Genomic DNA, 14,298 nt, shown 5'->3' on the forward strand with positions numbered 1-14,298 from the left:
AGCCCCGCCGGCCGGCACAGCCCCGCCGACCCGTCCCCGCCGGCCCCGAAGCTCCGACGGCACGCGGCGGGCCCGGACGGTCCGGACAGGCCGGAGGCCCCCCGCTCCGCCGAGCGGGGGGCCTCCGGCGACCGGGGGAGCGTCAGATCGCGACGGCCTCGGCGTTGGGCTGGGCGCCCTTCCCGGAGCCCGCACCCGCCTCGTCCCCGGCCGGCGGCCCGCCGGCGCCGCGCAGCGGGACCTCGCGCATGAAGAGCGAGGCGGCGACCGCGATCACTGCGACGCCCGCTCCCCACAGGAAGACGGTGTGCATGCCGTTGGCCACCGCGTGGTGGTAGGCGTCCTGGACCGGCTCCGGCAGCGCCCGGAGCGCGGCCGGGCTCAGCTGCGACGGGTCGCCCTGCGCACCGCCGGCCCCGGCCGCCGAGCCGAGCCGCTCCGTCATGGTCTCGGTGACCCGGTTGTTGAACAGCGCGCCGAACAGCGCGACACCGAACGAGCCGCCGATGGTGCGGAACAGTGTGGCGGTGGAGCTGGCCACACCCATGTCCTTGAGCTCGACGCTGTTCTGCGCGACCAGCATGGTGATCTGCATCAGGAAGCCCATGCCGGCACCGAGCACCACCATCCAGCAGGCGGAGGCGAAGCCCGAGGTGTCGGTGGAGAGGGTGGAGAGCAGCACCATGCCGACGGTCATCACGATCGTGCCGATGATCGGGTAGATCCGGTACTTGCCGGTCTTGGTGACCGCCTGGCCGACCACCAGGGAGACCACCAGCATGCCGAACATCATCGGCATCAGCAGCAGTCCGGAGTTGGTGGCCGAGGCGCCCTGGACGGTCTGCTGGTAGAGCGGCAGGAAGACGGTCGAGCCGAACATCACGAAGCCGACCACGAAGCCGATCACCGAGACCAGGGTGAAGTTCAGGTTCCGGAACAGCGAGAGCGGCAGCATCGGCTCCTCGACCCGCTGCTCGGCGTAGCAGAAGCCGATCAGCGTGGCGGCGGCGAGCGCGGTCAGGCCGAGGATCTGCTTCGAGCCCCAGGCGTACTCCTGCCCGCCCCAGGTGGTGATCAGGGTCAGTGCGGTGATGCCGGTGGTGAGCAGCACGGCGCCGAGGTAGTCGATCCGGGCCTTGCTGCGGACCTTCGGCAGCTTCAGCGTGACGACGACGACGGCGAGCGCGACGGCGCCGAGCGGCAGGTTGATGTAGAAGGTCCAGCGCCAGTTCAGGTGGTCGGTGATGAAGCCGCCGACCAGCGGGCCGCCGATGGTGGCGAGTGCCATCACCGCGGCGAACATGCCCTGGTACTTGCCCCGGTCGCGGGGCGGGACGAGCGCGCCCATGATCGACATCACGCCGACCATCAGGCCGCCGGCGCCGAGGCCCTGGAGGGCGCGGAAGCCGATCAGCTCGGTCATGTCCTGGGACAGGCCGGAGAGCGCCGAGCCCGCCAGGAAGATCACGATCGAGGTGAGGAAGGTGCCCTTGCGGCCGTACAGGTCGCCGAGCTTGCCCCAGATCGGGGTGGAGGCGGCGGTGGCCAGGGTGTACGAGGTGACGACCCAGGAGAGGTGCTCGGCGCCGCCGAGCTCGCCGACGATGGTCGGCATCGCGGTGCCGACGATCAGGCCGTCGAGCATGGCTAGCAGCATGGTGACCACGAGGCCGATCATGACCAGGCGGATCTCGCGGGGGGAACGGGGCTGTTCGTCCTCGGCCGGTTTCTGTTCCGGTGCCGGGGTGGCGGCCTTGGGGTGTGACATGGGGGTGCGGTCTCCCGGACTGGGTGGGGCTGGGCGTGACTGGCAGGGAGCCCGGCGTGTCGGACGACCGGCCCGGCTCTTCGACGTCCACTTACTTGACGCCCGGCTAGTTTACGGATCGTCGGCACGGTAGGTTGTGTACTAGCCGGTCGTCAAGCCAGTTTTTCGGCGAGCTCCCCGGACAGGGAGAATGAGCCGCAGCGGGGTGCCGTGCGCGGCGGCCGCAGGCAGTGCCGCGGCGGCCGTGGGTCGTCAGCACCGGACAACGACGCAGTCAGAGGCAGGCCATGGGCACGACGCACAGCCCCCGTAGCGACACCCGGGCGCGCATCGTCGCGGTCGCCCTGGAGCTCTTCTCCGAGCACGGCTACGAGCGCACCTCACTGCGGGAGATCGCCGACCGGCTCGGCGTCACCAAGGCGGCCCTCTACTACCACTTCAAGACCAAGGAGGACATCGTCCACGGCATCGTGGCGACCACGGCCGCGCCGATCGACGAGCTGATCGCCTGGGGCCGGGAGCGGCAGTGGTCGCCCGAGGTGCGGGACGAGCTGATCCGCCGGTTCGCGGCCGGGATGTCCGAGCGGGCGCCGCTGCTCCGCTTCTTCCAGGAGAACCAGCCCGCGCTGCGCGACCTGTCGGCCGGGCAGGAGTTCCGGGGGCGGATGATCGCGCTGATCCGGCTGGTGCACGGCCCGGAGGCGAGCTTCGAGGACCGCCTGCGCGCGGCGATGTCGCTGTTCACCATCAACTCGGCGCTCTTCCTGCTCCACCAGGACAGGCGGCCCGGGGCCTCCGGGGCCGGCAGCGTGATCGCCGTGGGGGAGGCCACCCCGGAGGAGGCGATGGCGGCCGCGCAGCACGTCGCGCTGGAGATCGGCCGGACGATCGGCCACCCCGCGCCGCAGGACTGAGCGACCGTCGGGGCGGTGCCGGAGCCGGGCCCGGGTACGTCGGGCGCGGTGCGCCGGTGCGCCGGGTCGCGGGTGCGCCGCCGGGCCGCCGGGGCGACCGGACGGCGCACCGCGGCGTCGCCCGAGCGGGCTCAGAACCCGGTGACCCCGTGCCCGGCGAGGTAGGCGATCGGGTTGACCACCGCGCCGTAGCGGTTGCTGGAGCGGATCTCGAAGTGCAGGTGCGGCCCGGTCGAGTTGCCGGTGTTCCCGGACCGGCCGATCTGCTCGCCGGCCGAGACGCGCTCGCCCGGCGAGACCGAGACCGCCGACATGTGCGCGTACTGGGCGTACCGGCCGTCCGCGAGCCGCAGCACGACCTCCTTGCCGTACGCGCCGTCCCAGCCGGCCGACACCACGGTGGCCTTGCCGACCGCGAGCAGCGGGGTGCCCGGGGGGACCGCGAAGTCGACCCCGGTGTGGTACCCGGCCGCGTACTCGGGGTTGCGGATGCCGTACGGGTTGCTGGTCGGCGCGCCCGGGACGGGGGCGGACCACTCCGGTGCCGGGGCGGGTGCGGGCTCGGGTGCCGGGGCCGGGGCCGGGGCCGGCTCGGGCGAGGGCTGCGGGGCCGGCTCGGTGGCGGGCGCCTGGTCGGCCGGCGGCACCTGGTCGGCGGACGGGGCCGGTGCGGCCGGCTCGGCGGGCAGTAGGTTGGCCGCGACGGCCACGAACTCCTGGGCCGAGTCGTGGTCGTGCGGAAGCGTGTACCGGCTCGGGCCGGCCACCTGGACCAGGGCCGGGGTGGGTGCCGCGCCCTGCGGGACGGTGAACGCCGAGCTGCCGGGGGTGGTGGGGGTGACCGTCTGCGCCGAGGCGCTGCCCGGGGAGGCGACCAGCAGGGCGCCGGCCAGTATGACCGCGCTGGCCGCGGCGGCGGTGGTGGCGCGGTGCCGGTCGGTCCGCAGCAGCGGGGCGACGGTGACGCGGTTCCGGTCGGTCAGCAGCGGGGAGGCGGCGGCGAGCCGGCGAAGGGCCGGCCCCAGGGGCGGGACATGGGGCATCGGAGCTCAACCTCACGGACGTACGGGGGCAGCACGCTGAGCCCGTTCGGGCGGGCTGAGCAGGGGACCACTCAGGTGTAACCGTCACCGAGCGGAGTCCCAAACGGTGTGACGTACTACGGCGTGTAGTCAGTGTTGCGCCGGAGATTCAAACCGACGGAGTAACGATCATGAGATCGGATGGTCGGTTCATGGCCCCGCACTCCCGGCCGTCCGTCCGGCCGTCCTACTACCCCCGCTCGTACCGGCGGGGAGGGCTGTGAGCAGCACCACCCGGGGCCCAGGTTTGAAACCGGACAAATCGGGCGTAAGCCAAAGAATCCGGCCCGCCCCCGCAGGTGCGGGGACGGGCCGGACGGGTGGTTCAACGGCGCCTGGTCAGAGGCTGATCACCACTGCTCGGTGGATCAGTTGTCGACCGGGCGGACGCGGATCCAGGTCTCCAGGTAGTTCGAGGACTCGTTCTCGACCTCGATGCTGGTACCGGTCTTCGGGACGATGACGCTGCTGTACGGGTTGTCCTTCGACCAGTACGACTTCAGGTCGCTGAACTCGTCGACGCCCTTGGCCTTCGGGTAGACCGTCTCGACGCCGGCCTTGTGGAGGGTCAGGCCGTCCACGCGGCGCGAGCCGAAGGTCGAGTCGTAGCCCTGGACGCGCGGGCGCTGCAGGGTGCCGTCCGACCACTTCAGCGGCGTCGGGTGCGAGTCGATCGGGAGGACCAGACCCGAACCCGGGTGGTTGGTGACGTTGTTGTCCGACTGCGAGGTGTCCCACAGCCAGATCAGCAGACCGGGCTGGTAGGGGTAGTGCTCCACCCAGCCGGGCTTGGTGTTGGAGAAGCCGAAGTTGTACGGGCCGGTCTTGAGGGTCCGGTCGTACGAGACGTACTGGCGGTTCTCGGCGATGTAGTACTGGGCGTACTCGTTGGTGAACTTGCCGGTGATCCGCGAGAAGCCCTTGGCGGCCCAGCCGTTGTCACCGTTCTCGGCGCCGTCGGTGAAGACCGGGGTGCCGTTGGCGGTGATGGCGATCTCGTCCAGGGCCAGGCCCTTGAGGTGCAGACCGCCGTCGGTGGTGTAGTGGAAGCGGACCTTCACGGCCTTGCCGGCGTAGGCGTCCAGCGGGAAGGAAAGGTCGCCCCACTTGTTGCCCGAGGTGCCGGTCAGACCGGCCTTCTCCGCGGCGTTCTTCGGGATGGCGACACCGTTGAAGGTGCCGTCCAGGGCCGTCCAGTTGGCCCCGCCGTCGGTGGAGACCTCGGCGTAGCCGTAGTCGAAGTCCTGCTCGATGTCGTACCAGGCCTTGGCCGTCAGGGCGGCCGAGGTCTTGCCGGTCAGGTCGACGTCACGGGTCAGCGAGACGTTGAGGTCGTCCGCGCTGCCGCTCCACCACTCGTTGGCACCCGCGAACGGGGTGTTGATCTCGGTGGTGACGGCCTTCTTCGGCAGGTCGACGATCAGGGCCTGCGGCAGCTTGGTGTTGTACTCCGCCGGGCCGATGTGGTGGGTCGACTCGACGCCGGCCTTGGCCTTCTCGACCTTCAGCCAGCCGAGCTGGAGCTTGCTCCAGGCGTCGAGGTCGTTCGGCATGTCGCCGATCGAGTTCTTGCCCTCGCCCAGCCAGGAGCCGGAGGACATCAGCGACCAGAAGCCGACCGAGTTGTCGATGCCGCTGCCGGAGGTGTCGTAGAGGTCCGGCAGACCGAGGTCGTGGCCGTACTCGTGGGCGAAGACACCGAGGCCGCCGTTCTCCGGCTGCATGGTGTAGTCGCCGATCCAGATGCCGGTGCCGCCGACCGGGGTACCGCCGAGCTTGTTGTTGCTCGGGCCGGTCGAGCCCGCCTGGGTGCCGTAGACGTACGAGCGGTGGGCCCAGAGCGCGTCGGTGCCCTGCTTGCCGCCGCCCGCCGACTGGTCCTCACCGGCGTGCACGATCTGGAAGTGGTCGATGTAACCGTCGGGCTCGTTGAAGTTGCCGTCGTGGTCGAAGTCGTACCGGTCCCACTGGTCGTACTGCGCGATGGTCGCCTGGATCTGAGCGTCCGTCTGGCCCTTGGCCTTCTGGTCGGCGACCCAGGCGGTGATGCCGTCGCGGATCAGGTCCTGCGCGTTGGCGCAGACGTGCTGGCCGCAGTAGTCGGACCCGTAGCGGGCCTCGTTCCACGGCACCTTGACCCAGTCGGTGACCTGGCCGTCGACGGAGTAGCGGCCCGAGGACTGCTTCTCGTAGTACGTCTTCAGCGAGTCCTGGGTCTTGCTGAAGTACAGGTCCTGGTAGTGCTGCTGGTTGTAGTCAGCCTGCCAGGCGGTCGAGTTGTTGGTCGCAGCGTCCGGCTTCTCGATCTGGTTGCGCTGCGGGCCGGGGGTGCCGCCGTACTTCAGCTTGCCGTCCGGCGTCTTGGTGGTGTTGTCCACCTGGTCACTGAACTCGACCAGGATGGTGAAGATCTTGTCCGTCCGCTCGCGCGAGAGCTCGACGTACTTGTCCTTGCCCAGCTTGATGCTGGAGCCACCACCGTGCTGCTCGACCTTGGCGGTGCCGGCGATGAGCTGCTCGGTGGCAGCCTTCTGCTCGGCCTCGACCTTCTCGGTCAGCGGGCCCGGGATGTTGTGATCAGTGCTGGTCTGGACGGCCTCGGCCGGGTCCTGCGGCACGGGGGCGGAGCCGGCGGCGACGGCCGTGCTCGGCAGAAGCCCCGCGCCGAGCGCGGCTATTACCGCCGCGGCCGAGGCGACCGCAGCGGCTTTCCTGGTCATCTTCAACGTTGTGACGTCCTCCCCAAACCGGTCCGGCTCTTGGCCTTCCGGTAAACCAATGAAAGACAGGTGGAGGTCATTTGATCCAAGCGTGGACGGAAAAGATAGACCTTGACCGTGACATGGCCACAGCGCTATGCTCCGCAACTTCGTATCAGCTGACACACCGTCAACAGCATTGGCATTAAAGATGACCGCATGATCGATCGCACCCGCACCGGCCCCCGCCCAGGCCTCCCGCCTGGGCGTTCGTGGGACGGATCACAGCTTCGGCGGGGGCGCGGAAAACGGTTTGGGCCCCCGGCGCGAACGCCGGGGGCCCAAACCGTTTGCTGTTATCTGTTAAATGTTGCTACTTCGTCAGGTCGGGACCCGGCGAGGCGACGGCGGCCGGAGTGTCCGCGACCGCGGTCTTCTCCTCGCCGCGGAAGGTGAACTTCGCTTCCTTGCCCTCGCCCTCGACACCGACGACCACGATGTGACCGGCCCGCAGCTCGCCGAAGAGGATCTTCTCGGAGAGGTGGTCCTCGATCTCGCGCTGGATGGTGCGGCGCAGCGGACGGGCACCGAGCAGCGGGTCGTAGCCCCGCTTGGCCAGCAGCTTCTTGGCCTCGATGCTGAGCTCCAGGCCCATGTCCTTGTCCTTGAGCCGCGAGTCCACCTTGTCGATCATCAGGTCGACGATCTGGATGATGTCTTCCTCGGACAGCTGGTGGAAGACGACGATGTCGTCGACGCGGTTCAGGAACTCGGGGCGGAAGTGCTGCTTGAGCTCCTCGCCGACCTTGGCCTTCATCCGGTCGTACCCGGTCTGGGCGTCACCCGTGGCCGCGAAGCCCAGGTTGAAGCCCTTCGAGATGTCCCGGGTGCCGAGGTTGGTCGTCATGATGATGACGGTGTTCTTGAAGTCGACCACGCGGCCCTGGGAGTCGGTCAGGCGACCGTCCTCCAGGATCTGCAGCAGCGAGTTGAAGATGTCCGGGTGGGCCTTCTCGACCTCGTCGAAGAGGACGACGGAGAACGGCTTGCGGCGCACCTTCTCGGTGAGCTGGCCGCCCTCCTCGTAGCCCACGTAGCCGGGGGGCGAACCGAAGAGCCGGGAGACGGTGTGCTTCTCCGAGAACTCGGACATGTCGAGCGAGATCAGCGCGTCCTCGTCGCCGAAGAGGAACTCGGCGAGCGTCTTGGACAGCTCGGTCTTACCGACGCCGGACGGACCGGCGAAGATGAACGAGCCGCCGGGGCGCTTCGGGTCCTTGAGGCCCGCACGGGTGCGCCGGATGGCCTGGGAGAGCGCCTTGATGGCGTCCTTCTGGCCGATGACGCGCTTGTGCAGCTCGTCCTCCATGCGCAGCAGCCGGGAGGACTCCTCCTCGGTCAGCTTGAAGACCGGGATGCCGGTGGCGGTGGCCAGGACCTCGGCGATGAGCTCCTCGTCGACCTCCGCGACGACGTCCATGTCGCCGGCCTTCCACTCCTTCTCGCGCTTGGCCTTGGCCTGCAGGAGCTGCTTCTCGTCGTCGCGCAGGGACGCGGCCTTCTCGAAGTCCTGCGCGTCGATCGCGCTCTCCTTCTCGCGGCGCACGTCGGCGATCTTCTCGTCGAACTCGCGCAGGTCCGGCGGCGCGGTCATCCGGCGGATGCGCATCCGGGAGCCGGCCTCGTCGATCAGGTCGATGGCCTTGTCCGGCAGGAAGCGGTCCGAGATGTACCGGTCGGCCAGGGTGGCGGCGGCGACCAGGGCGGCGTCCGTGATGGAGACCCGGTGGTGGGCCTCGTAGCGGTCGCGCAGGCCCTTGAGGATCTCGATGGTGTGCGGCAGCGACGGCTCGGCGACCTGGATCGGCTGGAAGCGGCGCTCCAGCGCGGCGTCCTTCTCCAGGTGCTTGCGGTACTCGTCGAGCGTGGTCGCACCGATGGTCTGCAGCTCGCCCCGCGCCAGCATCGGCTTGAGGATCGAGGCGGCGTCGATGGCGCCCTCGGCGGCGCCCGCGCCGACCAGGGTGTGCAGCTCGTCGATGAACAGGATGATGTCGCCGCGGGTGCGGATCTCCTTGAGGACCTTCTTCAGGCGCTCCTCGAAGTCACCGCGGTAGCGGGAGCCGGCGACCAGGGCGCCGAGGTCCAGCGTGTAGAGCTGCTTGTCCTTGAGCGTCTCCGGGACCTCGCCCTTGACGATCGCCTGGGCCAGGCCCTCGACCACGGCGGTCTTGCCGACGCCGGGCTCACCGATCAGGACGGGGTTGTTCTTGGTGCGGCGGGACAGCACCTGCATGACCCGCTCGATCTCCTTCTCGCGCCCGATGACCGGGTCGAGCTTGGCCTCGCGGGCGGCCTGGGTGAGGTTGCGGCCGAACTGGTCCAGGACCAGGGAGGTCGACGGGGTGCCCTCGGCGGGCCCGCCGGCCGTGGCCGACTCCTTGCTGCCGCCGGTCTGGTAGCCGGAGAGCAGCTGGATGACCTGCTGGCGCACCCGGTTGAGGTCGGCGCCGAGCTTCACCAGGACCTGGGCGGCGACGCCCTCGCCCTCGCGGATCAGGCCGAGCAGGATGTGCTCGGTGCCGATGTAGTTGTGGCCGAGCTGCAGGGCCTCCCGGAGCGACAGCTCCAGGACCTTCTTCGCCCGGGGGGTGAAGGGAATGTGACCGGACGGGGCCTGCTGGCCCTGGCCGATGATCTCCTCGACCTGCTGGCGAACGGCCTCAAGAGAAATCCCGAGGCTCTCCAGGGCCTTAGCGGCGACACCCTCACCCTCGTGGATCAGACCCAGGAGGATGTGCTCGGTGCCGATGTAGTTGTGGTTGAGCATCCGGGCTTCTTCCTGAGCCAGGACGACAACCCGCCGCGCGCGGTCGGTGAACCTCTCGAACATCGTTTATCGCTCCTCAGAGCGGTCGGGCAGTTCGGGGTCCGTCCCCGCCCTGTCCTTCCGCATGCTAGTCCCGCTCAGCGGCGCGGCCCACGGATTCGCTCCCTGGTAGGGGAGCGACATGCTGCGCGACCAGCCGACACCAGTCCCAACCTGATGTTGGGAGACGGTGTTCCCACAGGCGGGCCGGATGCACCGGATACCGCTACGCCATCGGCGAACAACACCCGCCGCAGCGCAGCCGGCGGGCGTCCGTCTGGTCACGCGTACTGCCCCGGACGGGGTCGTGGACCCCGTCCACCTGCATTCATACCCGGTATCGGGGCGGTTCTCGCGCAGTTTCCGCGGTGGCGGTGTTCGCCTGGCGAGAAGTCGCCCGGTGGTGACGGCGGTTCAGCCCCGGCCGCCGGGGCCGGTACGCCATACCGGTGGTGTCCGCGTTACCGCTTTCGCCCCTACAGCGTTGCACAGGCCGTGATTGTTCCGCCGCCCGCGCCCGCGCCCCTGCCGGGGCCCGCGCCGACGCCGGGGCCGGTGCCCGGGGCGCTGCCCGAACGGGCAGCCGCCCCCGCGTCCGCCCCCGTGCGCGCCGCCGGGCCCGTCACCGGACCGGCCGCTGCCGGGGTGTGCGCCGCGGGGCGCGGAGGGATGCCCTCCGCGCCCCGCGCGTGTGCCATGGACGCCTCACGCGACCTCCGGGACCCCGCACCCGTCCGGGCGGCCTGGCGTCGCCCGGGTCAGGCCGCGTTGGCCTTCTCGTAGGCCTCGCGCACGTTGCTCGGGACCCGGCCCCGGTCGTTGACGTCCAGGCCCTGCTCCTTGGCCCACGCGCGGATCTTGGCGGTGTCCGGGACGCTGCCGGACGGACGGGGGGCCGAGCCGCGACCCGGACGGCGGGCGGCAGCCAGCCGGCCGCTCTGCTTGCGGCCCTTCTCGACGTACGGCGCCAGCAGACCGCGGAGCTTGTCCGCGTTGGCGCTCTTCAGGTCGATCTCGTAGGCAACGCCGTCGAGCGCGAACGTGACCGTTTCGTCCGCCGACCCGCCGTCGAGATCGTCTTCAAGAATGACCTGCACCCTCTGTGCCACGGGCTTCCCTTTCCGCTAAACGACCCATTGCCTAAGGAAAGGAAAGCGCCTTTCTCCGGAAAACACAAACCCCTACCCCTCCGGGAGCGGCTCACAGGTGCAGCAGCATGCGCGAGTTGCCCAGTGTGTTGGGCTTCACCCGCTCCAGGTCGAGGAACTCCGCGACACCTTCATCGTACGAGCGGAGAAGTTCCTCATAGACATCCGTAGCGATCGCCGCCGGGTCTGTCGTACCATCATCGGTTTCCTGGACCTCGCCGATCTCGACGAAACCGTGTTTCGCGAAGAAGGGAACCTCGAACGTCAGGCAGAAAATCCGACGGACGCCGAGCCAGCGGGCGGTCTGCAGGAGCTTCTCCAGCAGGAGGTGTCCGACCCCGTGTCCACGGCAGGACGGATCGACCGCGAGCGTGCGGACCTCGGCGAGGTCCTCCCACATCACGTGCAGGGCGCCGCAGGCCACCACCGACCCGGTGTCGTCGCGTTCCGCCACCCAGAACTCCTGGACGGATTCGAACAGGGTGACGGTCGGCTTGTCGAGCAGAATGCCGTCGCGCGAGTAGGCGTCGATGAGCCTGCGTACTGCCCGCACGTCCGTGGTCCGTGCCCGGCGGATGGTGACCTCCATGGGCGGGACGTTATCGTGCCGGCCCCGGTGCGGTCTCCCCGGTATCGGGGCCGGGACCGGCGGAATCCGGGGCCACCGGATCGGGCGGGAACAGAGCGGCGACCCGCAACGCGTCGCGGAGTGCCTCGCGTTGCTCCGGTGACATCAGACCGAAGAAGTGCACCAGGGCGGCGGCGGGATTGTCACTGGTGGCCCAGGCGTCGTTCATGAGGGCGGCGGTGTACGCCTCGCGGGACGAGACCGGCTCATATCGATAGGCCCGGCCGGCCCGCTCGCGGCGGAGCCAGCCCTTTCTGTGGAGCTTGTCCAGGACGGTCATCACCGTGGTGTAGGCGATTTCGCGTTCCGACCGCAGATCCAGGAGAACCTCGCGAACCGTGACCGGTCGGTTCCACTGCCACACCCGGGTCATGATGGCGTTCTCAAGTTCGCCGAGTTGCCGGACCATAGTGCGGCCAGGATAGGGAGTGAATGGGGCAAATCTTGTGAAGTGCCGCCAAACCGGCGCGCCGCCACCCCCGGAAACGGGAATGGCGGCGCGGTGTCCGTCGGTGGCCGGCCGGCGTCAGTCGACCACGTCCTCCTTGGCCTTCTGGGCCCCGCCCTGGCTGCGGATGATGGCCCGCACCAGGAAGCCGAAGCCGATCGCCATGACCAGCGGCGGGACGATAGCGCTGACGTAGTCCATCAGGTCACTCCTCCTCGGTCTTCTCCGCCGCGGTGGCGGCGGACGCCTTGGGCTCCGGCTTCACCAGCGGGAAGAGCACGGTCTCCCGGATGTTCTTGCCGGTGAGCAGCATGATCAGGCGGTCCACGCCGAGACCGAGGCCGCCGGTCGGCGGCATCGCGTACTCGAGGGCCCGCAGGAAGTCCTCGTCGACCTGCATCGCCTCGACGTCGCCGCCGGCCGCGAGCAGGGACTGCGCGGTGAGGCGGGCCCGCTGCTCGACCGGGTCGATCAGCTCGGAGTAGGCGGTGCCGATCTCGGTGCCGAAGATCACCAGGTCCCACTTCTCGGCCACGCCCGGCACCGAGCGGTGCTGGCGGGTCAGCGGGGAGACCTCGGTCGGGTAGTCCTTGATGAAGGTCGGCCGGACGGCGTTCTCCTCCAGCAGGCGCTCGACCATCTCCAGCACGATCTGGCCGTGGCCCCACTCCTTCTCGAAGGGGATGCCGTGCTCGGCGGCCAGCTTGCGGAGCTCCTCGACGGAGGTCTCCGGGGTGACCTCGACGCCGAGCCGGGCGGAGATGCCCGGGTAGACGCCGACCTCCTCCCACGGCTCGGCCAGGTCGATCTCGTGCTCGACGCCGTGCGGGTCCAGGCCCCTGATCACCGTGGTGCCCAGCGCGTCCCGGGCGGCGTTGACGATGGTGGCCCGGATGAGCTCGGCCTGGGTGTCGTAGTCGCCGTAGGCCTCGTACGACTCCAGCGAGGTGAACTCGGGGTTGTGGGTGGAGTCCGCGCCCTCGTTGCGGAAGTTGCGGTTGATCTCGAAGACCTTCTCCGCGCCGCCGACCACCAGCCGCTTGAGGTAGAGCTCGGGCGCGATCCGCATGTAGAGGTCGATGTCGTACGCGTTGATGTGCGTCTTGAACGGACGCGCGTTGGCGCCGCCGTGCACCGGCTGCAGCATCGGGGTCTCGACCTCGATGTAGCCGCGCTCCTCGTAGGTGCGGCGGATCGAGCGGACCACCTTGGACCGCAGGTGCAGGATCTCGCGGGCCTCGGGGTTGACGATCAGGTCGACGTACCGCTGGCGGACCCGTGCCTCCGGGTCGGTCAGGCCCTTGTGCTTGTCCGGCAGCGGGCGCAGGCACTTGGCGGTGAGCTCCCAGCGGTCCACCATCACCGACAGCTCGCCACGTCGGGAGGTGATCACCTCGCCCTCGACGCCGACCTGGTCGCCGAGGTCGATGTCGGTCTTCCAGGCGGCCAGCCGCTCCTCGCCCAGCTTGTCCAGGGAGAGCATCACCTGGAGGTCGCCGGAGCCGTCGCGCAGGGTGGCGAAGCAGAGCTTGCCGCCGGTGCGGGAGAGGATCACCCGCCCGGTGATGCCGGCCCGCTCGCCGGTCGCGGTGTCCGGGGCGAGGTCCGGGTGCTTGGCGCGGAGGTCGGCGATGGTGCTGGTGCGGGGGAAGCCGACCGGGTACGGGTCGATGCCGGCGGCCCGGAGCCGGTCCAGCTTCTCGCGCCGGACGCGCATCTGCTCCGGAAGGTCGTCGGTCGCGGGGATTGGGCTCTGATCGCTCACCCCACCAGGGTAGCCAGCCCCGGGCCGGCGCCACGCCACGGGATTGCCCTGCCGGGCAGGGCGCCGCCGGGCCGGCCCGGGCCGCGGTGGGGCCGCCGCCGTGACCGGCACGGCGCGGGCCCGGTCGCGGCCCCGGACACGACGGCGGGGAGGCCGCAGCGGCGGCCTCCCCGGTGTGCGGGCGGTGGTCGGTCAGCCGGTCCCGGTGGCCAGCTCCAGGTCCTCCAGGTCCTCCGGAGCGGGCGGCGGGGCGGCGTGGTCCGGGTGGGCCGGGGGCTTGGGGCGGCGGCCGAACAGCTCGGCGGGGGTGGGCATCCGGTGCGGCCGGGGGGCCTGCTGGCCCTGGGGGCTCCGCTGGGGGCCCTTGCGGGGGGCGGCGGGCTGCTCGGCGGCGGGCTCGGTGCTGCTCATCGGGATCCGTCCTCCAACAGGGGTGGGGAGACTGCTCGGGGGTGCGGCGGGGCTCGGTACGGCGACGAGGTGGCGCTGGCCGGTGGTGAGGGCGAGCCGCTCGCGGACGGCGGCCTCGGCCAGCGCGTGACAGCGTCCGGCCAGCCGCGAGCGGCGGGACCGCTCGTGCTGGCCGCACGGCTGGCGGGTGAGCCCGCGGAGCGCGGTGAGGTCCTCCGGCCCGGGGAGGTACCCGTCGGTCACCGCCTCCTCCAGCCGTTCCAGGTAGCCGCTGGCGCTGCCCGGCAGGGCCGCCCGGTAGCGGCCGAGATCGGCGAGGAGGAAGGCGCGCAGCCGGCCGCCCTCCTGGACGGCCTCGTCGATCGCCTCGGTCAGGCGCAGCGCGTCCTGGACGTCCTCCGCCCACAGCTCGGCGCCCGCGCCGGTGAACGGCGGCCGGTCGGGCCCCTGGAGGTGGACGGGGACGGCGGGGTGCAGGGCTTGGGCGAGGGCGCGGCGCAGCACGCGGACTTCGTCGGCGCTGAAGGCCATGCCGCCGCGCGATCCGTGTGGCGTAGGCATGGGCT

At 70.4% G+C, this 14,298-nt stretch carries 11 protein-coding genes; 1 reads left to right on the forward strand and 10 read right to left on the reverse strand.

Going from position 1 to position 14,298, the window contains the following annotated elements:
• Positions 1–142: 142 nt before the first annotated feature.
• A complete protein-coding gene (locus AC067J_RS04840) occupies positions 143–1,768 on the reverse strand; it encodes an MDR family MFS transporter (protein WP_478296547.1) in 1,626 nt (541 codons plus the stop codon).
• A 287-nt stretch (positions 1,769–2,055) separates the two neighbouring features.
• On the opposite strand from AC067J_RS04840, the gene AC067J_RS04845 reads away from it, so the two are divergent.
• A complete protein-coding gene (locus AC067J_RS04845; RefSeq protein WP_478296548.1) occupies positions 2,056–2,682 on the forward strand; it encodes a TetR/AcrR family transcriptional regulator in 627 nt (208 codons plus the stop codon).
• 131 nt (positions 2,683–2,813) lie between these two features.
• Here AC067J_RS04845 and AC067J_RS04850 read toward each other — a convergent pair whose 3' ends face one another.
• The 9 genes from AC067J_RS04850 to AC067J_RS04890 all read right to left on the reverse strand — a co-directional run bounded on the left by AC067J_RS04850 (position 2,814) and on the right by AC067J_RS04890 (position 14,293).
• The gene (locus tag AC067J_RS04850) at positions 2,814–3,725 is read right to left on the reverse strand and encodes a M23 family metallopeptidase (protein WP_478296549.1); all 912 of its coding nucleotides are present in this window, start codon (positions 3,723–3,725) and stop codon (positions 2,814–2,816) included.
• A gap of 407 nt (positions 3,726–4,132) precedes the next feature.
• Positions 4,133–6,484, reverse strand: a complete 2,352-nt coding sequence (locus tag AC067J_RS04855; RefSeq protein ID WP_478296550.1) for an immune inhibitor A domain-containing protein — start codon at positions 6,482–6,484, stop codon at positions 4,133–4,135.
• 352 nt (positions 6,485–6,836) lie between these two features.
• A complete protein-coding gene (locus tag AC067J_RS04860) occupies positions 6,837–9,356 on the reverse strand; it encodes an ATP-dependent Clp protease ATP-binding subunit (RefSeq protein WP_478296551.1) in 2,520 nt (839 codons plus the stop codon).
• A 734-nt stretch (positions 9,357–10,090) separates the two neighbouring features.
• Entirely contained in the window at positions 10,091–10,441 is a 351-nt protein-coding gene (locus AC067J_RS04865) for a histone-like nucleoid-structuring protein Lsr2 (protein WP_478296552.1), read from the reverse strand.
• Between the two features lie 91 nt (positions 10,442–10,532).
• Positions 10,533–11,069 carry an amino-acid N-acetyltransferase gene (locus AC067J_RS04870; RefSeq protein ID WP_478296553.1) on the reverse strand — a complete coding sequence of 179 codons (537 nt, stop codon included), beginning with the start codon at positions 11,067–11,069 and terminating at the stop codon, positions 10,533–10,535.
• Positions 11,070–11,079: 10 nt separating this feature from the next.
• Complete coding sequence (locus AC067J_RS04875; RefSeq protein ID WP_478296554.1) at positions 11,080–11,517, reverse strand: BlaI/MecI/CopY family transcriptional regulator; 438 nt, start codon at positions 11,515–11,517, stop codon at positions 11,080–11,082.
• Positions 11,518–11,634: 117 nt separating this feature from the next.
• Positions 11,635–11,757, reverse strand: a complete 123-nt coding sequence (locus AC067J_RS04880) for a hypothetical protein (RefSeq protein ID WP_380255896.1) — start codon at positions 11,755–11,757, stop codon at positions 11,635–11,637.
• Positions 11,758–11,761: 4 nt separating this feature from the next.
• Entirely contained in the window at positions 11,762–13,360 is a 1,599-nt protein-coding gene (gene lysX, locus AC067J_RS04885) for a bifunctional lysylphosphatidylglycerol synthetase/lysine--tRNA ligase LysX (RefSeq protein ID WP_478296555.1), read from the reverse strand.
• Between the two features lie 153 nt (positions 13,361–13,513).
• Positions 13,514–14,293, reverse strand: a complete 780-nt coding sequence (locus AC067J_RS04890) for a hypothetical protein (RefSeq protein ID WP_478296556.1) — start codon at positions 14,291–14,293, stop codon at positions 13,514–13,516.
• Between the last annotated feature and the right edge of the window lie 5 nt (positions 14,294–14,298).

It is taken from the genome of Kitasatospora sp. NPDC042419 (genome assembly GCF_056437345.1).